The following is a 22,289-nucleotide window of genomic DNA, read 5'->3' on the forward strand; positions in this document are numbered from 1 at the left end:
CACACGCTCCTCAACCACCGGTGACCGGGGGGAAAAACGCCACCTCTGCGCCCGGTGCCAGAGGCGCGGCTTCGTCCACCATCACCTGGTTCAGGGAAGCGCGCACGGCCTTGCCCCGGGCCAGGGCTTCGGCCCAGGCGCCGCCACGGCCAATCAACTCGTCACGCAACTCACCCACGCTGGCAGCGCGCGTGTCCAGCGTCAAGGAGGCCGTGCCCACCGCCTCGCGGATAGCGGCAAAGAAACGCACTTGTATGGTCATGGACAGATCAGGAAAGCAGCGAATCGAAAGACAGGAAATCCACCTCGTCACCATACGCGATGGCACGCCCTGGCGGGTTGTCCACCAGGCCATCCCCCCACGCCACCGAGGTCAATACCCCCGAACTCTGGTTCGGGAACAACGCCAGACCGCCGTCGGCATTACGCCTGACGCGCAGGAATTCGCGGCGTTTGTCACCCTTGGGCAGATGGAAGTGCGCCACCATGCGTTGGGGCACGGGCAACCCATCGGCCTGCGCACCCAACACACCCTGCAGCCGCCGCAGGAAAGGCCGCACCAGCAACAAGAAGGTCACGAAGCTGGACACCGGGTTGCCAGGCAGCCCGACAAAATGGCAGCGTCCACCACCTTCGGGCCGAGCCACCCAGCCATGGGCAAAGGGCTTGCCCGGCTTCATGCCGATCTGCCACAGGTCCAGCCCGCCCAGTTGCTGTACAGCGGGCTTGATGTGGTCTTCCTCGCCCACCGAGACGCCGCCGCTGGTGAGGATCACATCGTGCGCCTGTGCGGCCGAGCGCAGCGCAGCCAAAGTTGCATCACGCTGGTCGGATACGATGCCCAGGTCGCTCACCTCGCAACCCAGACGCTGCAAGAGCGCACGCAGGAAGAAACGGTTGGAGTTGTAGATCGCGCCGGGCTTCATTTGCTCCGGCGGCACGTCGCCCGGCATCACCAGTTCGTCGCCCGTGGAAAACAGTGCCACGCGCACGCGGCGGGCAACACCCAGGTGCGCAAAACCCATGCTGGCAGCCAGCCCCAGTTCCGCCGGACCCAGCTTTGTGCCCTTGGTCAGCACCACCTCGCCACGGCGCACGTCCTCCCCTTGGCGGCGAATCCACTGCCCAGCCTCGGGCAGGGTCTTGAAGCGCACCAGGGGCTGGCCGTCCACCTCGCCCGTCACCTCGGCCTCTTCCTGCATGACCACGGCGTCGGCACCGGCAGGCACGGGCGCACCCGTGAAGATGCGGGCCACGGTGCCAGGCTGCAGTTCAGGGCCGAAATGGCCTGCGGGAATGCGCTGCGACACAGGCAATGGCCCGCCGGCCGCCGCCTTCAGGTCGGCCACGCGAACGGCGTAGCCGTCCATGGCGGTGTTGTCGTGGCCCGGCACGTCCAAGGAAGAGACCAGATCCTGCGCCAACACGCGCCCGTCTGCGTCGAACGTCGCCAACTCCTCCACCTCCGGCAAGGCCTGAACTGTAGCCAGCAAGGCCGCCAAGGCGTCCTCCAGCAGCATCAGGCCGGGGCGGCGGACGGGTTGGGTGTCAGTCATTGCAGTGCGCGGCAATGTAGGCTTTCACCTTTTCCGCGTCGGCAGGCATCACCTGCACGCGCTTGGGCAGCGCCTCAATGCCATTGAACTTGGCTGGACGCTCGGGTTCACGGCCCAGCGCCTCGACAATGGTTTCGGCAAACTTGATCGGCAGCGCCGTCTCCAGAACCACCATGGGCACGCCAGCGGTCTGGTGTTCGCGCGCCACCTTCACACCGTCGGCGGTGTGGGTGTCGATCATCTGGCCAAAACGCTCCCAGGTGTCGCGGATGGTCGCCAGGCGGTCGGCGTGCGTGCTCTTGCCGCTGACGAAGCCGTAACGGCTGGCGGCCTGCGCGAAATGCGGGTTGCCGCTCAGGTCGAACCGGCCTTCACGCCCCAGCGCCTCGCCGAACAGCGCCTTGGTCTGCGCCGCGTCACGCCCCAGCAGGTCGAACACGAAGCGTTCGAAGTTGCTGGCCTTGGAAATGTCCATCGACGGGCTCGACGTCTCAAAGGTGTCCGCACTGCCACGCACCCGGTACACACCGGTGCGGAAGAACTCGTCGAGCACGTCGTTCTCGTTGGTCGCCACCACCAGCTGGTGGATGGGCAGGCCCATCATGCGCGCCACGTGACCGGCGCACACGTTGCCGAAGTTGCCGCTGGGCACCGTGAAGCTGACTTTCTGCCGGTTGCGGGTTGCGGCGGGTTCGCATTGCTCGGTCGCCTGGATGTAGCCAGCAAAGTAATACACCACCTGGGCCAGCAGACGCGCCCAGTTGATGGAGTTGACCGTGCCGATTCTGTACTTGCGCTTGAACGCCAGGTCGTTGCTCACCGCCTTGACGATGTCCTGGCAGTCATCGAACACGCCTTCGATGGCGATGTTGTGGATGTTGGCGTCCTGCAGGCTGAACATCTGTGCCTGCTGGAAGGGGCTCATGCGGCCGTGCGGGCTGGTCATGAACACTCGCACGCCGTGCTTGCCGCGCATGGCATGCTCTGCCGCACTGCCGGTGTCGCCACTGGTGGCGCCCAGGATGTTCAATTGCTCGCCACGGCGGCCCAGTTCGTACTCGAACAGGTTGCCCAGCAGTTGCATGGCCATGTCCTTGAAGGCCAGCGTCGGGCCGTTGGACAGCGCCTCGATCCACAGCTCGTTTTCCAGGTGGCGCAGCGGAACGATTTCGCCCGTGCCGAACACCTCGGCCGTGTAGGTCTTGGCGCACAAGGCGCGCAGGTCGGCCGCCGGAATGTCGTCAATGTAGAGCGAGAGGATTTCGAACGCCAGTTCGGCGTAGCCCTGCTCGTGATAGACCTTGCGCCAGCGCGTCAGCGTAGCGTCGTCCACCTGCGGGTAATGCTCGGGCAGGTACAGCCCGCCGTCCGGCGCCAAGCCTTCGAGCAGGATTTCACAGAAACGCTTGCGGTCTGCATGGCCGCGGGTGGACACGTACAACATCAGGCCAGCTCCTCTTTGCGGATGCGGGTGATGGGCGCGAGTACCGTGGGCAGCGCCTGCATCTGTGCCAGTGCGTCGTTCATGGTGCCTTCGCGGGTATCGTGGGTCAGGATGATCACATCGGTCTGGGTACTGCCCTCGCCGCCCACTTCGTCGGCTTCACGCTGGAGCACGGCGTCGATGCTGATGCCAGCCGCGGCCAGGATGCCCGTGACCTTGGTCAGCACGCCAGCCTGGTCCGCCACGCGCAGGCGCAGGTAGTAACTGGTAACCACCTCGCTCATGGGCAGCACGGGCAGGTTGCTCATGGCGTTGGGCTGGAAGGCCAGGTGCGGCACGCGGTTGAGCGGGTCGGCCGTGTGCAGGCGCGTCACGTCCACCAGGTCGGCAATCACGGCACTGGCGGTGGGCTCGCTGCCCGCGCCCTTGCCGTAGTACAGCGTGGTGCCCACGGCGTCGCCCTGCACCATCACCGCGTTCATGGCGCCTTCCACGTTGGCGATGAGCCGTTTGCCGGGCACCAGGCAGGGGTGAACACGCAGTTCCACGCCCTGCGCGGCGCGCTTGGCAATGCCCAGCAGCTTGATTCGGTAACCCAGTTGCTCGGCGTAGCGGATGTCGGCAGCGCCCAGCTTGGTGATGCCTTCCACGTAGGCCTTGTCGAACTGCACGGGAATGCCGTAGGCAATCGCACTCATGAGCGTGGCCTTGTGCGCGGCGTCCACGCCTTCAATGTCGAAGGTCGGGTCGGCTTCGGCGTAGCCCAGGCGCTGCGCTTCCTTCAACACCACGTCAAAGTCCAGGCCCTTGTCGCGCATTTCGCTCAGGATGAAGTTGGTGGTGCCGTTGATGATGCCAGCCACCCACTCGATGCGGTTGGCCGTCAGGCCCTCGCGCAGCGCCTTGATGATGGGGATGCCACCGGCCACGGCCGCCTCGAACGCCACCATGACGCCCTTGGCCTGCGCCGCCGCGAAAATTTCCGTGCCATGCACAGCCAGCAAGGCCTTGTTGGCGGTGACCACGTGCTTGCCTGCGGCAATCGCCTCCATCACCAAGGCCTTGGCAATGCCGTAGCCGCCGATCAACTCAACCACAATGTCGATCTCGGGGTTGGCTATCACCTGGCGCGCGTCGTTGACCACCTGCACGCCCTCGCCCACCACGGCCCGCGCACGCTCGACATCGAGGTCGGCCACCATGGTGATCTGGATGCCACGGCCGGCACGGCGCTGGATTTCCTCCTGGTTGCGCTGGAGCACATTGAAGGTGCCGCTGCCCACGGTGCCAATGCCCAGAAGGCCCACTTGAATCGGTTTCATATCGGTTGGTTCTCGGTGAAAAAAGCGGATGTCAGTTGCGGCTCAAGTGCCGTGGCGCTTGCGGTAGTGCGCCAGGAAGCGGGCAATGCGGCCCACGGCCTCTGCCAGGTCGTCCTCGTGCGGCAGGAAGACCAGCCGGAAGTGGTCTGGCGTGGGATAGTTGAAGCCCGTGCCCTGCACGATGAGCACCTTTTCCTCGGCCAGCAGCTCGTAGGCAAATTGCTGGTCGTCCTCGATGGGGTAGATCTTCGGGTCCAGCCGGGGGAACATGTACAGCGCCGCCTTGGGCTTGACGCAGCTCACACCCGGGATGTCGGTCAGCAGCTTGTGCGCAAGGTCGCGCTGGCGGCACAGGCGGCCGCTTGGCGCCACCAGGTCGTTGATGCTCTGGTAGCCACCCAACGCCGTCTGAATGGCCAACTGCCCCGGCGTGTTCGCGCACAGGCGCATCGAGGCCAGCATGTTCAGCCCCTCGATGTAGTCCTTGGCGCGGCGCTTGTCGCCGGAGACGATCATCCAGCCCGCGCGGTAGCCACAGGATCGGTAGTTCTTGGACAGGCCGTTGAAGGTCACGAACAGCACGTCGTCGGCCAGCGAGGCGATGGACGTGTGCGTGTTGCCGTCGTACAGCACCTTGTCGTAGATCTCGTCGGCAAAGACGATGAGGTCGTGCTTGCGCGCCAGGCCCACGATCGCCTGCAGCACGTCGTCCGGGTACAGCGCCCCCGTGGGGTTGTTGGGGTTGATGACGACGATGCCCTTGGTGTTGGGCGTGATCTTGCGCTCGATGTCGGCAAGGTCAGGCGTCCAGCCGGCCTGTTCGTCGCACATGTAGTGCACCGGTGTGCCACCGGACAAGGAAACCGACGCCGTCCACAACGGGTAATCAGGGGCCGGCACCAGGATTTCGTCGCCCGCGTTCAGCAGTGCGTTCATCGACATGGTGATGAGTTCGCTGGCACCGTTGCCCAGGTACACGTCGTCCACCGTCACACCCGCAATGCGCTTTTCCTGTGTGTAGTGCACGATGGCCTTGCGCGGCGCGAACAGGCCTTTGCTGTCGGTGTAGCCCGCCGCCTGCGGCAGGTTGCGGATCATGTCCTGCAGGATCTCGTCGGGCGGCTCCAGCCCGAACACCGCCAGGTTGCCGATGTTGAGCTTGATGATCTTGTGGCCCTCTTCCTCCATCGCTCGCGCCTTGTCCAGCACGGGACCCCGTATGTCGTAGCAGACATTGGCCAGCTTGGCGGACTTCTGAATGTTCGGCGCTTGCATGATGAGCAATGAAGTGAAACTGGTTATTCTACCGAGCGCTCGCTGCGGTGCAGCGTGCTCCGTACAATCTCAAGCCAGACCCAACCCGCAGCGCCTCCATGAAGCTCCAGCCCGACCGTTTCGATACCCTGGCCATCAACGCCTATGGCCCTGGGTGGATCGCGGTCAACGGTCAGCGTATGGAACACAGCCTGATCGTCAGTTCGCAAGGCCGGCTGGAAAACTGGGAATGCGATGGCCTGGAGAGCCTTTCGGCGGCGCACTTCGACCGCCTGGCGGACGACCAGCCAGAGCTGGTGGTGTTCGGCAGCGGCTCGCGCCTGCGTTTCGTTCCCCCGGCGTTGCTGCGGGGGCTCATCGAGCGGGGCATAGGCGTCGAAACCATGGACACCATGGCCGCATGCCGCACCTACAACATCCTTGCTGGCGAGGGGCGCAAGGTCGTTGCGGCGCTGCTGATAGAAGGCCTTTGACAGAGGTGACAGCAGGGCGGCTGGTCACGCCCTCGTCTTCAGGGTAAAATACTCGCTTATTTTCCGACGCCGGCGCGCTTTTATTTCAAGCAGTTCAGGCGGCCTTTTCACGGAAAGCACGTATTTCACCAACTCTCGCAGGGGAACCGCTTCATGGCCGTTGTCGTCAACAAACCCATTCCAGAATTTGAAGCCAATGCCACCGGCGGTGTCAAGGTCACCAACCAGTCTCATCTGGGCCAGATTCTGATCCTTTATTTCTACCCGAAAGACAACACCCCCGGCTGCACCACCGAGGCCATGCAGTTCCGCGACAAGTACAAGGACTTCACCAAGGCTGGTGCGCAGGTCTTTGGCGTTTCGCGCGACAACATGAAGTCGCATGACGATTTCAAGCTCAAGCTGGAACTGCCTTTCGAGCTGATTGCCGACACCGAAGAGAAGATGTGCCACATGTTCGGCGTGGTCAAGAACAAGATCATGTACGGCAAGAAGGTCAAGGGTATCGAGCGCAGCACCTTCCTGATCGGCCCCGACGGCATCCTGTTGCAGGAATGGCGCGGCCTCAAGGTCCCTGGTCATGTCGAGGAAGTCCTCAAGGCGGTCAAGGCACTCAAGAAGGCGGCCTGAAGCACCTTTCATTGCCATCCCGGCCCAGGTGCCGGGCATACACGGGGCTGATGCATAATGGCCTCATGAATCTGAACAAAACAGCACTGTCTGCCCAAGTTCTCTCACAAGCCGCCCGGTGACCCTGGCGGCTTTTTGTTTTCCGGCCTCACACATCCCATGCCCCTGCCCCCAGCTCCCCAACGCAAAGCCGCCCGCCTCAGCCCCGAAGCCTTTGAAGTGAAAGCCACGTCACGGTCGGTGACCAAGGCAGCGGCCGAACCGGTACAACCCGCAGCCACCCCGATCGTCATGGCCCAGCCCGCGCCGCAGAAGGAAACACCCCGCTCCTCGTCAGCCCGCAAGCGGAGCACGGCACCTAAGCAGGCACCGGCACTGCTGTCGCCGCAGCCCACGCACAACGCCACCCCCCAGGCCATCGTGGCTGTGCCTGCGTCGGCCCCGGAAAAACCGAAGCGCCGGGTCAAGACGAGCCGCCACGGCGAAGGCAAGCGCCTGTTCGTGCTGGACACCAACGTTCTTATGCACGACCCGATGAGCCTGTTCCGCTTCGAGGAACACGACATCTACCTGCCGATGATCGTGCTGGAAGAGCTGGACAGCAACAAGAAAGGCATGAGCGAAGTTGCCCGCAACGCCCGCCAGGCGAGCCGGACACTCGACAGCCTTGCGGCGCATGGTGGCGGAGACATTGCCCAAGGCCTGCCGCTGGCTGCCCTGGGCAACCGCGAAATCAGCGGCATGCTGTTCTTCCAGACGGAGCCACTCAGCAACACGCTGCCCAGCGGCCTGCCCCAGGGCAAGGCCGACAACCAGATCCTCGGCGTGGTTCAGGCCCTGCGCGAGCGTTACGCCGGACGTGAGGTCGTGCTGGTGTCCAAGGACATCAACATGCGCATCAAGGCCCGCGCCCTGGGCCTGGCAGCAGAGGACTACCAGAACGACAAGGCGCTCGACGACGACGAGCTGCTCTACACCGGCTCGCTGGCACTGCCTGCCGACTTCTGGACCCGTCAGAGCAAGACCGTTGAGAGCTGGCAGCAAGGCGGCCACACGTTCTACCGCATCAGCGGCCCCATCGTGGACCAGATGACGATCAACCAGTTCGTCTACTTCGAAGCCCCCGGCGAGCCCCCGCTGTATGCCCGCGTCACCGAAGTGCGCGGCAAGACGGCAGTGCTCAAGACGCTCAAGGACTACAACCACCTGAAGAACGCCGTTTGGGGGGTGACGAGCCGCAACCGCGAGCAGAACTTCGCCCTCAATCTGCTGATGGACCCAGAGGTGGATTTCGTCACCCTGGCCGGCACGGCGGGCACAGGCAAGACGCTCATGGCCCTGGCCGCAGGCCTGACGCAGGTGCTGGACGAGCGACGCTACACCGAGATCATCATGACCCGCGCCACGGTGAGCGTGGGCGAGGACATCGGTTTTCTGCCGGGCACCGAGGAAGAGAAGATGGGCCCCTGGATGGGTGCCCTGGACGACAACCTCGAGTTCCTGGCCAAGGGTGACGGCGGCAATGCAGGTGAATGGGGCCGTGCGGCCACGAACGAACTCATCCGCAGCCGCATCAAGGTCAAGAGCATGAACTTCATGCGCGGGCGCACCTTCATGAACAAGTACGTCATCATCGACGAGGCGCAGAACCTCACGCCCAAGCAGATGAAGACGCTCATCACGCGGGCCGGCCCGGGCACGAAGATCATCTGCATGGGCAACCTGGCGCAGATCGACACCCCCTACCTCACCGAGGGTTCAAGCGGTCTGACCTACGCTGTGGACCGCTTCAAGGGCTGGCCCCATGGCGGGCACATCACGCTGGCCCGGGGTGAACGCTCGCGCCTGGCCGACTTTGCCAGCGACGTTCTGTAATCCGGCGAGATCGCGGTGAGTTGACCGGAAGGCCGCACAGCCATTGATGAGCGTGCTGGCCAGGGAAACTCCCGCGTCAGACCGAGTTCCGCTGCGTCCGCCATGTCCATCACTTTTGTCCCTGCCCCCCAAGCCGCATTGCAGCGTCTTGGGCATTGGCTGCTGTGGGTTGGCTTGTTGCTGTGGGGCGCGAGCGCATGGGCCGCGCCGCTGGACCTGCTCGATACGGACGAAAGTGTGGACGCTTGGCCTGCTGTTGCTTTCCTGAGCGACCCCGGAAAAGCGCTGTCCATACACGATGTTGTGGCCGAAGAGACGCGCTTTGTCCGCCCCGCTGGCGCCCACGGCACGCTGGGCATACGCCCTGAAGCCGTCTGGCTTCGCCTGCCTCTGGCCACATCGGCACACAGCGACGGACGCTGGATACTGGACATCGCCTACCACCCCCTCAACCTGATAGATGTCTATCTGCAGGACAGCAGCGGGTTGCACCCTCTGGGCAGGCTTGGCAGTCTTACCCCACGGGCGCAAAGGCCCATGAAGGGCCTGACTCACTCACTCCTGCTGAATCTCACCCCTGGTGAGACCCAAACGCTTTATCTGCGTGTTGAGACCCAGGGGGCGATGATTCTCCCGATCTCGCTGGTCAAACCCGAAACCATGGTGAGCCGCAGCGGCATGGAACAGATGCTGCAAGGTTTGATGACCGGGCTGGGGTTGACACTGATCGCCTACAGCCTGATCCAGTGGCGCAGCCTGCGCGAGCCCATGTTCATCCAGTATGCGCTGATGATCAGTGGCAGCCTGCTTTTTTCTCTGCACTTCTTCGGGGTTGGCGCAGCCTACCTCTGGCCTGACGTCTGGTGGCTGGAAAACCGGGCCACAGGTATTTCCTCGCTCATGGCCACCTGCGGTGGATTCCTGTTCGTCAGCCAGATCCTGTATGGCCAGGAGCGCGGAGACCGCCTGCTCAAAGCCATGCGCCTGGCCGCGCTGATCACCTTCCTCTTCGGGCTGGCGCATGTGACCGGCCTGCTGAGTACACGCGCTGTTGCGGCCTTTGTGAGTCTCGTCGGCCCGCTTCCCATGCTGCTCGGGCTGCCAGGGGCATGGCGGCTGCTCAGGCAGCGCGACCCGATCGGTGCAACGCTCCTGGTCGCGTGGGTTGTGCATTTTGCAGCCACAGCCACCATCATTGGCGTGATCCAGGGCCGCGTTCCCATTGGGTTCTGGACGTTGCACTCGTTCCAGTTGGGTGCAACCGTGGAAATGCTGCTTTTCATGTACGTGCTCGGGTTGCGGTCGCGCGAGCTTCGCATCACCGCTCAAACCGTCACTAGAGAGCGTGATGCGATGAGATCCCTTGCTCACACGGACCCGCTCACAGGCGTTCCCAACCGAAGGGGGCTGCAGACTGCCCTGGTGGCGGCGCTGGAGGAGCGCCCGGAGAACCGCCTTGTCGCCCTCTTTCTCCTGGATCTGGACGGTTTCAAACCGGTGAATGACACCCATGGGCATGAAATGGGCGACGAGCTCCTGGTAGCGGTGACCCGCCGCCTGCAAGGGCACGTGCGCCAGTCCGACCTGGTGGCACGGTTGGGCGGAGATGAGTTCGTTGTCGTGGCTCGTCATTTGTCGTCCGCCCGACAGGCACACGAACTGGGACTGAAACTGCTGCATGCGTTTGAATCGCCGTTTGCACTGCCTCAGGGCCATTCGGTGAAAGTGGGCCTGACGATTGGCTATGCCCTCGCGCCAGAGGACAGCACCGATCCGATGGAACTCATCCGCCTGGCAGACGCTGCAATGTACGATGGAAAACAAGCAGGCAAGTCTTGCGTCCAACGCCACAGTGGGCAGCGCGTACTCGTTTGACGAGCCTGCGCCTGCGGGTTCTCACGGTAGGCACGCACCTTGCAATGCATACAATTCACCTACCTTCACTTCCCACAAGGATTTGCGAAACATGAACAAACAGCTTCTGGCCCTCACCCTGGCCCTGGGCGCCACCGCCGCCTCCGCACAAGGCGCTGATCTCAAGGTCGCCATCGATCCCACCTACGAGCCCTTCACCTACAAGACGGCCGATGGCAAGCCCACCGGCTTCGACGTGGACATCGCCGAAGCCCTGTGCGCACAGATCAAGCGCAAGTGCGTGTTCGTGGAACAGGTGTGGGACAGCATGATCCCCGGCCTGCAAGCTCGCAAGTACGATGTGATCATCAGCTCCATGTCCATCACCGACGAACGCAAGCGCGTGGTGGATTTCACCAACAAGTACTACGCCACCCCCAGCAGCGTGGTGGTCAAGGCTGGTACAGCCTACAGCGGTCCGGCTTCCCTGAAGGGCAAGAAGATCGGTGTGCTCAAAGGCAGCACCCAGGAAAAGTACGCCATGGGTGAACTGAAGCCCGCAGGCGTGACGGTGGTGCCCTACGAGGCCCAGGACCAGGTTTATCTGGACATCAAGTCCGGCCGCCTCGACGGCACCGTGGCTGACAAGGTCGAAGTGACCGGTGGCTTCCTGCGCAAGGACGAAGGCAAGGGCTACGGCTTTGTGGGTCCCGACCTGTACGACAAGAAGTACTTCGGCGATGGCATTGGCGTTGCGTTGCGCAAGGGCCAGAACGACCTGAAGAACCAGCTGAATCAGGCGATCACGACCATCCGCGCCGACGGCACTTACGACAAGATCGCGAAGAAGTACTTCGATTTCGACGTCTACGGCAAGTAACCGCTTGGACGGCTACTACCTCTCCATTCTTGAGGGTGCTGTACTGACCGTCGGGGTGTCTCTCACCTCGCTGGCGGTGGCGGTCGCGCTGGGGCTTCTGGGCGCCAGCGCGAAGCTTTCCGGCAACCCGCTGCTGGCGGGAGCCGCCACCGTCTACACCACCCTCATCCGGGGCATTCCCGAACTGGTGCTGATGCTGCTGGTGTTCTACGGAGGCACCATCGGTCTCATCGCGCTGCTTGAAAGCCTGGGGCTGGACGCGAATGTGGACATCAACCCGTTCACGGCAGGCGTCCTGACCATCGGCTTCATCTACGGTGCCTACATGACCGAAACGTTCCGTGGGGCGATCCTGGCCATTCCCAAGGGGCAGATGGAAGCCGCCTGGGCCTTCGGCATGGGCCGCATGCAGACCTTCTGGCGCATCACGCTGCCCCAGATGATCCGCTATGCGTTGCCGGGCTTCACCAACAACTGGCTTGTGCTCATCAAGTCCACCGCGCTCGTCAGCCTGATCGGCCTGCACGAAATGACCTACCGCGCCAAGCAGGCCAGTGCCGCCACGCGTGAGCCGTTCATTTTCCTGCTGTTCGCCGCCGCCCTGTTCCTGGCTTTCACCAGCGTGTCGCTCTGGGTGCTGCGCAAGGTCAACCAGCGCTACAGCCTGGGCACAAAAAAGGTGCAGCTATGAACTGGGAAGTCTTCTCGGACCCGGCCACGCTGGCCCTTTACGGTGAAGGCCTGGTCACGACGCTGTCGCTGCTCCTGTCCTCGCTGGCGGTGGGTGCCGTCATGGCGCTGCTGCTGGCGTTGGCGCTCACCGGCCCCATTGCGCCGCTGCGCTGGCTGGCTGGTGCCTACACGTACTGCATCCGCGGCACGCCACTGTTGATCCAGGTCTACCTGATCTACTACGGGCTGGCCCAGCTCGACTGGATCCAGGCACGCTGGGACGACGTCTGGCCCTGGACACATTTCAAAGAGCCGTTCTTCTGCGCGCTGCTGGCCTTTGCGTTGAACAACGCTGGCTACACGGCGGAAATGCTGGCGGGCTCCATCCGCGAAACCAGCGCGGGTGAACTGGAGGCCGCCCAGGCCATGGGCATGGGCCGCTGGCAGACGCTGCGCCGCATCGTGTTGCCCAGCGCACTGCGCCGCACCCTGCCTGCCTACAGCAACGAAGTGGTGATGATGCTGCACAGCACCAGCCTGGCCAGCACTGTTCCGGCCATGCTGGACGTGACAGCCGCCGCCAGCCGCATCTACTCCGATTTCTACCTGCCTTTCGAGGCCTACATCTTCGCCGCGGCGATCTACCTCTGCATCACCTTTGTTCTCGTCGGCATCTTCCGCCTGACTGAACGCCGCTACCTGGCCTACCTGGCACCGCGCCGGTCCTGAGGCCATAGAACCGAATCCACCGCCATGAGCACTCCCGCCCTCAAACTGCAGGTGGAAAACCTGCACAAGCGCTACGGCAACCACGAAGTCCTCAAGGGCGTGTCCCTTTCGGCACGTTCCGGTGACGTCATCAGCATCATCGGCAGCTCCGGCTCGGGCAAAAGTACCTTCCTGCGCTGCATCAACCTGCTGGAAAAGCCCTACGAGGGGCGCATCGTGGTGGCGGGTGAAGAGCTCAAGCTGCGGCCCGGCAAGGGGGGCGAGCTGGAGGCTGCCGACACCCGGCAGTTGCAGCGTCTGCGGACCCGCCTGGCCATGGTGTTCCAGAGCTTCAACCTCTGGGCCCACATGACGGTGCTGGAAAACATCATTGAGGCGCCGGTGCATGTGTTGAAAGTGCCGAGGGACCAAGCCGTGGAGACCGCGCGCAAGTACCTGGAGCGCGTAGGACTCAAGGGCATGGAAGACCGCTACCCGTCGCACATGAGTGGCGGCCAGCAGCAGCGGGTGGCGATTGCCCGGGCCCTGGCGGTGGAGCCCGAGGTGATGCTGTTCGACGAGCCCACCAGCGCCCTGGACCCCGAGCTGGTAACCGAGGTGCTGCGTGTGATGCAGCAACTGGCCGAAGAACACCGCACCATGGTGGTGGTGACGCACGAAATGGGGTTTGCCCGCGAAGTGTCCAACCACCTGATCTTCCTGCACCAGGGCCGCATCGAGGAAGAAGGCCACCCGCGCCAGGTGCTGGCCAACCCGAAGAGCGAACGCCTGGCGCAGTTCCTGTCGGGCAACCTGAAGTGACCGTGCCGGGCCGCGGGCCCGGTGCGCGTCACAGGAAGCGGTCGAGCAGCTTGCGGCTGTGCCGGTCCAGTTGCTGAGGCTGGCGGATCAGGAACTGGACACCGTGGCTGTCCAGCACCAGCAGCACGTCGCGGCTCAGGCGGCGGATGTCCTCCTCGCCCTTGAGCACGAAGCTGGTGCGCCCACGGTCGGTTTCCACCGTCCACTGGCTGGGCGTGGCGAACGAACTCACCTCCAGCAGCCGCTGGATGACGGGCGTGAACTCACGCAGGCGCAACTCTTCTTCGATCAGCATGCGCGCCGCCTCGGGCACGTCTTCCAGCCGCTCGATCCATACCACCTCGTGACCGTCGGCCCCCAGCAGGGATATCTGTCCGTGCGGCACCTGAACGGGAAAGGCGCGCACCGGCACTACGTTGTCGATGACGTCCCCGTTGGCGGTGGTCAAGACCAGCTTGCCCAGTGCATTGCGATCCAGCTTCACTTCAGGACTCCTCCGCGATCAGGTCGCGCTCGGCCTCGGCCTGGCGCTGCTGGGCCTGGTACAGGCGCCAGTAGGCGCCCTCGCGGGCGATCAGCTCGTCGTGCGTGCCCTCTTCCACCTTGCGCCCCTTGTCCATGACGACAAGCCGGTCTGCCTTGCGCAGCGTGGACAGGCGGTGCGCGATGGCAATGGTGGTCCGGCCGCGCACCAGGTTGTCCAGCGCTTTCTGGATCTCCTTTTCGGTCTCGGTGTCCACGGCTGAGGTGGCTTCGTCCAGGATGAGGATGCGCGGATCGATCAGCAGGGCGCGGGCGATGGAGATGCGCTGGCGTTCGCCGCCCGAAAGCCCTTGCCCGCGCTCGCCCACCAGCGAGTCGTAGCCCTGGGGCAGGCGCAGGATGAACTCGTGGGCATGGGCCGCACGCGCCGCGGCGATGATCTCTTCGCGGGTGGCGTCCGGTTTGCCGTAGGCGATGTTCTCGGCAATGGTGCCGAAGAAGAGGAAGGGCTCCTGCAACACCAGGCCGATGTGGCGGCGGTAATCGGCCACGCGCAGCGAACGCAGATCCACGCCGTCTACCAGAATGGCGCCTTCAGCCACGTCGTAAAAACGGCAGATCAGGTTGACCAGTGTGCTCTTGCCCGAACCGCTGTGACCAACCAGGCCAATCATCTCGCCGGGCTGCACGGTCAGGTTCAGGCTTTGAATGACGGCACGGTTGCCATAGCGGAAACCCACATCCCGGATCTCCAGCTTGCCCTTCACCCGCTCCAGCTTTTGCGGGTTCACTGGCTCCGGCACGCTGGAGACATGGTCCAGGATGTCGAAGATGCGCTTGGCGCCGGATGCCGCCTTCTGCGTGACCGAGACGATGCGGCTCATCGAATCCAATCGGGTATAGAAACGCCCGATGTAGGCCAGGAAGGCGGTGAGCACACCCACGGTGATGTCGCCCTCCGCCACCAGCCAGATCCCAAACCCCCACACCACCAGCAGGCCGATTTCGGTGAGCAACGACACCGTGGGCGAGAACAGCGACCACAGGCGGTTGAGCCGGTCGTTGACCTCCAGGTTGTGGCGGTTGGCATCGCGGAAGCGCTGTGCCTCGCGCGCCTCCTGGGCGAAGGCCTTGACCACGCGAATACCGGGGATGGTGTCGGCCAGCACGCTGGTGACTTCCGACCACACACGGTCGATCTTCTCGAAGCCGGTGCGCAGCCGGTCGCGCACCACGTGGATGAGCCAGGCAATGAAAGGCAGCGGCACCAGCGTGGCCACGGCCAGCGACGGGTTGATGGAAAAGAGGATCACCGCCGTCATGAAGATCATGATCACGTCGGTGGCGAAGTCCAGCAGGTGAAGAGACAGGAACACGTTGATGCGGTCGGTTTCGGAGCCGATACGCGCCATCAGGTCGCCCGTGCGGCGTCCGCCAAAGTATTCGAGCGAAAGGTTGAGCAGGTGCTCGTAAGTGTTGGTGCGCAGGTCAGCGCCGATGCGCTCGGACACCAATGCCAGTATGTAGGTCTTGGCCCAGCCCAGCCCCCACGCCAGCAAGGCCGAGCCCAGCAGGCCGCCCAGCAGCCATGCCACCAGACCCACGTCGATCTCCCGCCCGCTCTGGTAGGGGATCAGCACGTCGTCCATCAGCGGGATGGTGAGGTACGGGGGCACCAGCGTGGCCGCCGTGGACGCCAGCGTGAGCAGGAAGCCCGCCAGCAGCTGCCAACGGTATGGATGGGCGAACCGCCACAGGCGCAGCAGCGTCCATGTGGAAGGCGGTGTGTGCACCACCTGGGCACAGACGCCGCACTCGTCCTCCTCCGGGTCGAGCGGGGACTGGCAGCGCGGGCACAACTCCAGCTTGGCCAGCTGCAAGGGCGTGCCTTCGGCCTGTTGGGCCAGGTTGGCTTCAAACTGCTCGACCAGGCGCGTAGCGGGCAGGTGCCGCCCCAGGGTGTAGCGCCAGACCGCCAGTCTGACGCCGTCCTGCACCAGCTCCAGGGTGCCCACGCCGTTGTGGTCGCTGTGATGGAGCTGCATGCCGGGCTGCAGCGGCCAGCGCTTCACCGCAGGAGCATCGCCCTCTTCTCCCACCCACCACAGTTGTTGTTCGGCCACAACGAGCAGGCTGGCATGAAAACGGAGATTGGCGTCCAGATCCAGTTCCAGCCAGGCCTGCGCCTGGGGAACCTCACCGGCAGACTCCCAGGCCGACAGCGCAGGAGCACGCCATGCCGATGGGAAACCTTCGGGCAAGCCCGCTGGTTCAAAAAGTAACGGCATGTTGCAAATAATTTTTGGGGTTGGGGACACGCAAGACGGCCAACTGGATACACAATCACGTTCCGATGGAATCATGTGACATGCATGTGAAATCCGGCAAATTTGACCGGTTTTCTCGTCGCCCGTTGCTGGTCCAGTCGCTGATCATTCAGATTGTAAGGCTGCTAACTCTCCGCAGAACCGACATCGACACCGCCAGACCCCTGCCGCCTGACACAGCGTTTTGTCAGCGCGATGCCATTGGGGCTGCGAACACCCCCCCACCATGAACCCAAAGACCATCAAGCTGTTGCGCATGAGCTATCTGCGCGGGCCCAATATCTGGACCTACCGGCCAGCCATGGAAGCTCTGATCGACATTGGTGATCTGGAAGACTCACCTTCCAACACCATCCCCGGCTTCTACGAACGCCTGACTGCGTGGCTTCCTGGCCTGGTGGAGCACCACTGCGGCGTGGGTGAGCGCGGCGGGTTCCTGCTGCGCCTGCGCGAAGGCACCTGGCCGGGCCACATCATGGAACACGTGGCGCTGGAGCTGCAGAACATGGCTGGCATGCAGACCGGTTTCGGCAAGGCACGCTCCACCGAGCAGCGCGGCGTGTACAAAGTCGTGATCCGCACGCGCCAGGAAGAAGTTGGACGCCAGGCCCTTATCGATGCCCGTGACCTGGTGATGGCTGCCATTGAGGACCGGCCCTTTGATGTTCCGGCGACTGTCCAGCGCCTCAAGGGCCTGATCGACCGGCACGCGCTGGGGCCCAGCACCGCGAGCATTGTGGACGCGGCTACGCAACGCAAGATTCCGTCCATCAGGCTCACCGATGGCAACCTCGTGCAGCTGGGCTATGGCAGCAAGCAGCGCCGCATCTGGACCGCCGAGACCGACCGCACCAGTGCCATTGCCGAGAGCATTTCGCGTGACAAGGATCTGACCAAGCGGCTGCTGTCCAGCTGCGGCGTGCCCATTCCGGAAGGCCAGGTGGCGGCCAGCCCGGCAGAAGCCTGGGAAGTGGCCCAGGACATCGGGCTGCCGGTGGTGGTCAAACCCAGCGATGCCAACCATGGCCGTGGCGTGTCCCTTGACCTGCGCACCCAGGAAGCGGTGGAGGCCGCCTACGCCCTGGCCGACGCAGAAGGCTCCGATGTGATCGTGGAGCGTTTCATCCCCGGGCAGGAGCACCGGCTCCTCGTGGTGGGCAACCGGGTGGTGGCCGCCGCGCGCGGGGAACAGGCCTGCGTCACCGGAGACGGCCAGCGCACGGTGATGCAGCTGATCGAAACCCAGATCAACACCGACCCCCGCCGTGGCGAAGAGGAAGAGTACCCGCTGGACACCATCCGGCTGCCGGAGAACTCCCTGGTGATGCTGGAGCTTTCGCGCCAGAACCTCACCCCCGACAGCGTGCCCGCTGCGGGACAGGTCGTGCTGGTCCAGCGCACCGGCGTGATGACCCACGACATCACCGACGAAGTGCACCCCGAGGTGGCCGAAATGGCCGCGCTGGCCGCACGGGTTGTCGGGTTGGACATCGCGGGCATCGATCTGGTGGCGTCCGACATCTCGCGCCCGCTGCACGAGCAAGGCGGGGCGATTGTCGAGGTGAACGCCGGGCCCGGGCTGCTCATGCACCTCAAACCCGCCGTGGGACAGCCCCGCCCCGTCGGGGAGGCCATCGTGGAGCACCTCTTCGGCAACCGGGACGACGGACGCATTCCGGTCGTGGGCATCACCGGCACGAAGGACACGACGCCAGTGGCGTTGCTGCTCGGCTCCCTGCTCCACCGTGCGGGGCATGCCGCCGGCGTGGCATGCAGCGAAGGGTTGTTTGTGCAGATGGAGCCAATCGACACCAGCCGCCCGTCGGACTGGGAAGCCGGCCAGCGCATCCTGATGAACCGCTGCGTGGACGTGGCCGTGCTCGAGAACTCCCCGCGCAGCATCCTGGACGACGGCCTGTCCTACGACCGCTGCCTGGTGGGCGTGGTGACGGACGTGGCGCCCCCTGTGGGCTTGCAGGATCACCACGTCACCAGCACGGAGCAGATGCGCACGGTGCTTCGCACCCAGGTTGACGTGGTGCTCCCGCACGGATGCGCCGTTCTCAACGCCGACGACGAAACCTGTGCTGGGCTGGCAGAGCTTTGCGACGGCGATGTGATTTTTTACAGCACTGCGGCGGACCACCCGCTGCGCATTGCCCACTGCGAGGCGGGGCGCCGTTTCCTGCTCGTGGAAGACGACAAGTTGATGCTCTGGCGCAACCAGGGCGCCACCCCGCTGCTGGAACTCTCCCATCCCGTGGTGGCAGACCTCCTGTCCCGGCACCTGCCCTTGCCAGCCTTGCTTGCAGCGGTGGCTTCCGCGCTGGCACTGGAACTTCCGCCCGCCCTGATCCGCGCCGGCATCGAAACCGCCGACCGGCTTTTCAACCGATCCTGAATCCTCCAAGGAACCGTCCCATGGACGTCTCTCGTATCCGCGCCCTCCGTGGCCCCAACCTGTGGTCACGCACCACGGCCATCGAAGCCATCGTGCATTGCCTCCCCGAAGAGTCCGACCTCTCGAAGCTGGCCGGCTTCGAAGAGCGTCTGCGGCAGCGCTTCCCGGAGATCGGCGCTCTGCCTGAACCCACGGCGCAAGGCGTGGTGTCCATGGCACATGCCCTGGAACTGGCGACCCTGGCACTGCAAACCCATGCAGGATGCCCGGTCAGCTTCAGCCGCACCACGCAGGCCCCCGAGCCGGGTGTGTTCCAGGTCGCCGTCCAGTACACCGAAGAGGAAGTGGGCCGGCTGGCCCTGGACCTGGCCATCGAGCTGCTGAACGCCGCGCTGAACGACACGCCCTATGACACCCAGGGCGCAATCGCCAGACTGAAGGAGCTGGACGAGGACGTGCGCCTGGGGCCGTCGACCGGGGCCATTGTGGATGCTGCCGTGGCACGTGGCATTCCCTACCGCCGCCTGACCCAGGGCAGCCTGGTGCAGTTCGGCTGGGGCAGCAAGCAACGCCGTATCCGCGCAGCGGAATGCGACACCACCAGCGCCATTGCCGAAGGCATCGCCCAGGACAAGGAGCTGACCAAGAAGCTGCTGCACGCGGCGGGTGTTCCCGTGCCGCTGGGCCGGCCGGTCAGCAGCGCGGAAGACGCCTGGGCCGCCGCGCAGGCCCTGGGCAGCGCCGTGGTGATCAAACCGCGTGACGGCAACCAGGGCAAGGGTGTGACCGTCAACATCAGCACACGCGAACAGGTCGAGGCGGCGTATCACAACGCCTGCCAGATCAGCGAGGACGTGCTGGTCGAGCGCTACCTGCCGGGCATCGACTACCGCCTGCTGGTGGTGGGCAAGCAACTGGTGGCGGCCGCCCGCCGCGACCCGCCATTGGTCATCGGCGATGGTGAGCACACCGTCCGCGAACTGGTGGACAGCGTCAACGCCGATCCGCGCCGGGGCGATGGCCATGCCACCCCCTTGACGAAGATTCGCCTGGACGACATTGCTGTCGACCGCCTGCGCGAACAGGGGCTGACGCCGGAATCGGTGCCGCCCCTTGGAATGCGCGTCGTGTTGCGCAACAACGCCAACCTGTCCACCGGCGGAACGGCCACCGACGTGACCGACGAGGTCCACCCCAAGGTGGCGGCACGGGCAATTGCCGCTGCCGTCACGGTCGGGCTGGACGTGTGCGGTGTCGACGTGGTTTGCGAGAACGTGATCGAACCGCTGGAGGCGCAGCACGGCGGCATCGTCGAGGTCAATGCCGCACCGGGCCTGCGGATGCACATCAGCCCGTCCTACGGCAAAGGCCGCCAGGTCGGCGAGGCCGTCATCAGCCACATGTTCCCCGAGGGTGACGACGGCCGGATTCCCGTGGTGGCGGTGACCGGAACGAACGGCAAGACCACGACCGTGCGCCTGACGGCTCATCTGATCCGCAGCATGGGCCTGCGGGTGGGCATGACGAACACGGACGGTGTCTATGTGAACGGCCGCCAGATCGACAGCGGTGACTGCAGCGGCCCGCGCAGCGCACGCAACGTGCTGGCCCACCCCGATGTCGACGCGGCCGTCTTCGAAACTGCGCGGGGCGGCATGCTGCGGGAAGGTCTGGCCTACGACCGTTGCCAGGTGGCCGTTGTCACCAACATCGGCACAGGCGATCACCTGGGACTGAACTACATCACCACGGTCGAAGACTTGAGCGTTCTCAAGCGGGTGACCGTCCTGAACGTCGCCCCGACGGGCATGGCCGTTCTGAATGCTGCCGATCCGCAGGTGGCCAGGATGGCTGACCACTGCCCTGGCCAGGTGACGTTCTTCGGGCCGAACGAGCACCACCCCGTCATTGCCACCCACCGTGCGCTGGGCAAGCGCGTCATCTATGCCGAGGACGGGCACATCGTTGCGGCCGAAGGCACCACGCAGGTGCGCATACCCCTAGCGCAGATTCCCATCACGCACAACGGCGCCATTGCGTTCCAGGTGGATAACGCCATGGCAGCCATCGGTGCGGCCTGGGCGCTTGGCATTCCCTGGAACACCGTGTTGCAGGGCCTGTACACCTTCGTGAGTGACGCTCACGCCGTGCCGGGGCGCTTCAACCTGTTCGATTACAAGGGCGCGACGGTGATCGCGGACTACGGCCACAACCCGGACGCCATCCAGGCGCTGAGCGATGCCGTGCAAAGGATGCCCGCGCGCGAGCGGCTGGCCGTGATCAGCGGTGCGGGTGACCGCCGCGACGAGGACATCCGCGACCAGACGCGCATTCTGGGCAAGGTGTTCGACGAGGTGCTGCTGTATCAGGACGCCTGCCAGCGCGGGCGCGCCGACGGCGAGGTGATCGCCCTGCTGCGCGAGGGGCTCGAAGGCGCTCCCAAGACGCAGCGCATCAGCGAGATCCGAGGGGAGTTCAACGCCATCGACGCCGCGCTGGAGCGATTGCAGCCTGGCGATCTGTGCCTGATCCTGATCGACCAGGTGCAGGAGGCGCTGGACCACATCGCGGCGCGGGTGCAGGCCGCGCGCCCCGCCACGGTCTGATCAGCCCCAGAACAGCAGCGCCTCGCGCTGCTGCGCCATGAGCTGCACCTGCTGCCCCACCGGCAGCAGGACTTTGGTGGGCACGTGGCCGAAGGGCAGACCGGTCAACACCGGCACCTTGAGCTGCGCACGCAGCCAGTCCACGACGGTGGCCAGCTTGAACCCCTTGTCGTGCGGCGTGAGCTGGTACCTGTTGAACTGGCCCAGGATGATGCCCTTTTGCCGCCCCAGCACACCGGCGTGCAGCAGCTGGGTGAGCATGCGCTCGATGCGGTAAGGGTGCTCGGCCACGTCTTCGAGGAAAAGCAGGCCTCCCTTGACCTGGGGAAAGTAAGGCGTGCCGAGGAGCGACGTCAGCACCGAGAGGTTGCCCCCCCACAGGGTGGCCTTGCCCAGGCCCCACCCCTTTTCAGTGCCCAGCGCGGGATGTGCCTTGACATCGGCGGCGGGCAGGCGCCAGCCCGTGCCTTCGCCGTGGCCGTCGAGCAGGTCGTCAAAGCAGGCCTGCATGATTTCGTCGGGCTCCTCTTCACAGGCCCAGTCCTCCATCAGGGCGGGACCAGCCCAGGTCGTGACGCCCTCGCGGGCCAGCAAGGCCAGTTGCAGTGCGGTGAAGTCGCTCAACCCCACGAAGGCGGTGCCTTTTTCCACGGCCTTGGCCAGCTTGCCGTAGGGCAGCCTGGGCAGCAGCCGCGTGAGCCCGTAGCCGCCGCGCGTGGTCAGGGCAACGTCGGCACCACTGGCTGCGGCACGTGCAATGGCCGCCAGCCGGGTGTCGTCATCACCGGCAAAACGGGTGTGGCTTGCCAGCGCGGATGGGTCGAGTTCGACATCGTGCCCCTGTGCCTTGAGCCGGGCGAGCGCGCGCTTGAAACCGGTCTTGTCGCGGACGGCGCCGCTGGGAGAGTAGATATAGATGTGTGCCATGCTGGGCATTATTGACCAGCGGCGCATCGCTCCC

Annotated in this window: 18 protein-coding genes; 10 read left to right on the top strand and 8 right to left on the bottom strand. The window is 64.6% G+C overall.

Features of this window, described 5'->3' with window-relative positions:
• Positions 1 to 10 precede the first annotated feature (10 nt).
• Genes moaD through ACYVHH_RS09360 form a run of 5 tightly spaced genes read right to left on the bottom strand, consistent with a single transcriptional unit; the run spans position 11 to position 5,597 of the window.
• A complete protein-coding gene (gene moaD, locus ACYVHH_RS09340; protein WP_460564868.1) occupies positions 11 to 262 on the bottom strand; it encodes a molybdopterin converting factor subunit 1 in 252 nt (83 codons plus the stop codon).
• Between the two features lie 7 nt (positions 263 to 269).
• The gene (locus ACYVHH_RS09345; RefSeq protein ID WP_460564869.1) at positions 270 to 1,556 is read right to left on the bottom strand and encodes a molybdopterin molybdotransferase MoeA; all 1,287 of its coding nucleotides are present in this window, start codon (positions 1,554 to 1,556) and stop codon (positions 270 to 272) included.
• Positions 1,549 to 3,000, bottom strand: coding sequence for a threonine synthase (gene thrC / locus ACYVHH_RS09350; RefSeq protein ID WP_460564870.1), 1,452 nt, complete (start codon positions 2,998 to 3,000; stop codon positions 1,549 to 1,551). The genes ACYVHH_RS09345 and thrC overlap by 8 nt, the downstream gene beginning before the upstream one ends.
• The gene (locus ACYVHH_RS09355) at positions 3,000 to 4,322 is read right to left on the bottom strand and encodes a homoserine dehydrogenase (protein WP_460564871.1); all 1,323 of its coding nucleotides are present in this window, start codon (positions 4,320 to 4,322) and stop codon (positions 3,000 to 3,002) included. Before ACYVHH_RS09355 ends, thrC begins: the two co-directional genes overlap by 1 nt.
• Positions 4,323 to 4,364: 42 nt before the next feature.
• On the bottom strand, positions 4,365 to 5,597 hold the full coding sequence (locus ACYVHH_RS09360) for a pyridoxal phosphate-dependent aminotransferase (RefSeq protein WP_460564872.1): 1,233 nt from the start codon (positions 5,595 to 5,597) through the stop codon (positions 4,365 to 4,367).
• A gap of 98 nt (positions 5,598 to 5,695) precedes the next feature.
• On the opposite strand from ACYVHH_RS09360, the gene ACYVHH_RS09365 reads away from it, so the two are divergent.
• The 8 genes from ACYVHH_RS09365 (at position 5,696) to ACYVHH_RS09400 (ending at position 13,511) form a co-directional block, all read left to right on the top strand.
• Positions 5,696 to 6,070 carry an Mth938-like domain-containing protein gene (locus ACYVHH_RS09365; RefSeq protein ID WP_460564873.1) on the top strand — a complete coding sequence of 125 codons (375 nt, stop codon included), beginning with the start codon at positions 5,696 to 5,698 and terminating at the stop codon, positions 6,068 to 6,070.
• A 153-nt stretch (positions 6,071 to 6,223) separates the two neighbouring features.
• On the top strand, positions 6,224 to 6,700 hold the full coding sequence (locus ACYVHH_RS09370) for a peroxiredoxin (RefSeq protein WP_460564874.1): 477 nt from the start codon (positions 6,224 to 6,226) through the stop codon (positions 6,698 to 6,700).
• A 159-nt stretch (positions 6,701 to 6,859) separates the two neighbouring features.
• The gene (locus ACYVHH_RS09375) at positions 6,860 to 8,575 is read left to right on the top strand and encodes a PhoH family protein (RefSeq protein WP_460564875.1); all 1,716 of its coding nucleotides are present in this window, start codon (positions 6,860 to 6,862) and stop codon (positions 8,573 to 8,575) included.
• Between the two features lie 102 nt (positions 8,576 to 8,677).
• Positions 8,678 to 10,450 carry a diguanylate cyclase domain-containing protein gene (locus ACYVHH_RS09380; RefSeq protein WP_460564876.1) on the top strand — a complete coding sequence of 591 codons (1,773 nt, stop codon included), beginning with the start codon at positions 8,678 to 8,680 and terminating at the stop codon, positions 10,448 to 10,450.
• 91 nt (positions 10,451 to 10,541) lie between these two features.
• Positions 10,542 to 11,309, top strand: coding sequence for an ABC transporter substrate-binding protein (locus tag ACYVHH_RS09385; protein ID WP_460564877.1), 768 nt, complete (start codon positions 10,542 to 10,544; stop codon positions 11,307 to 11,309).
• A 4-nt stretch (positions 11,310 to 11,313) separates the two neighbouring features.
• Positions 11,314 to 12,000 carry an ABC transporter permease gene (locus ACYVHH_RS09390; protein WP_460564879.1) on the top strand — a complete coding sequence of 229 codons (687 nt, stop codon included), beginning with the start codon at positions 11,314 to 11,316 and terminating at the stop codon, positions 11,998 to 12,000.
• Positions 11,997 to 12,710, top strand: a complete 714-nt coding sequence (locus ACYVHH_RS09395) for an ABC transporter permease (protein ID WP_460564880.1) — start codon at positions 11,997 to 11,999, stop codon at positions 12,708 to 12,710. The genes ACYVHH_RS09390 and ACYVHH_RS09395 overlap by 4 nt, the downstream gene beginning before the upstream one ends.
• Before the next feature lie 24 nt (positions 12,711 to 12,734).
• Entirely contained in the window at positions 12,735 to 13,511 is a 777-nt protein-coding gene (locus tag ACYVHH_RS09400) for an ABC transporter ATP-binding protein (RefSeq protein ID WP_460564881.1), read from the top strand.
• Between the two features lie 28 nt (positions 13,512 to 13,539).
• Here the strand turns inward: ACYVHH_RS09400 and ACYVHH_RS09405 are convergent, their stop codons facing one another.
• Positions 13,540 to 13,995, bottom strand: a complete 456-nt coding sequence (locus ACYVHH_RS09405; RefSeq protein WP_460564882.1) for a cyanophycin metabolism-associated DUF1854 family protein — start codon at positions 13,993 to 13,995, stop codon at positions 13,540 to 13,542.
• Position 13,996: 1 nt separating this feature from the next.
• Complete coding sequence (locus ACYVHH_RS09410) at positions 13,997 to 16,255, bottom strand: cyanophycin metabolism-associated ABC transporter (protein ID WP_460564883.1); 2,259 nt, start codon at positions 16,253 to 16,255, stop codon at positions 13,997 to 13,999.
• 292 nt (positions 16,256 to 16,547) lie between these two features.
• Here ACYVHH_RS09410 and ACYVHH_RS09415 point away from each other — a divergent pair, with 292 nt between their 5' ends.
• Both ACYVHH_RS09415 and cphA read left to right on the top strand, forming a co-directional pair.
• Positions 16,548 to 18,722 (top strand): cyanophycin synthetase, encoded by a 2,175-nt coding sequence (locus ACYVHH_RS09415; RefSeq protein WP_460564884.1) that lies wholly within the window; start codon positions 16,548 to 16,550, stop codon positions 18,720 to 18,722.
• 20 nt (positions 18,723 to 18,742) lie between these two features.
• Positions 18,743 to 21,328: a cyanophycin synthetase gene (cphA, locus tag ACYVHH_RS09420; protein WP_460564885.1), complete on the top strand. Its 2,586-nt coding sequence runs from the start codon at positions 18,743 to 18,745 to the stop codon at positions 21,326 to 21,328.
• Here cphA and ACYVHH_RS09425 read toward each other — a convergent pair whose 3' ends face one another.
• Positions 21,329 to 22,255 carry an LD-carboxypeptidase gene (locus ACYVHH_RS09425; protein WP_460564886.1) on the bottom strand — a complete coding sequence of 309 codons (927 nt, stop codon included), beginning with the start codon at positions 22,253 to 22,255 and terminating at the stop codon, positions 21,329 to 21,331.
• Positions 22,256 to 22,289: the final 34 nt, after the last annotated feature.

This window comes from Hydrogenophaga aquatica (assembly GCF_054780915.1).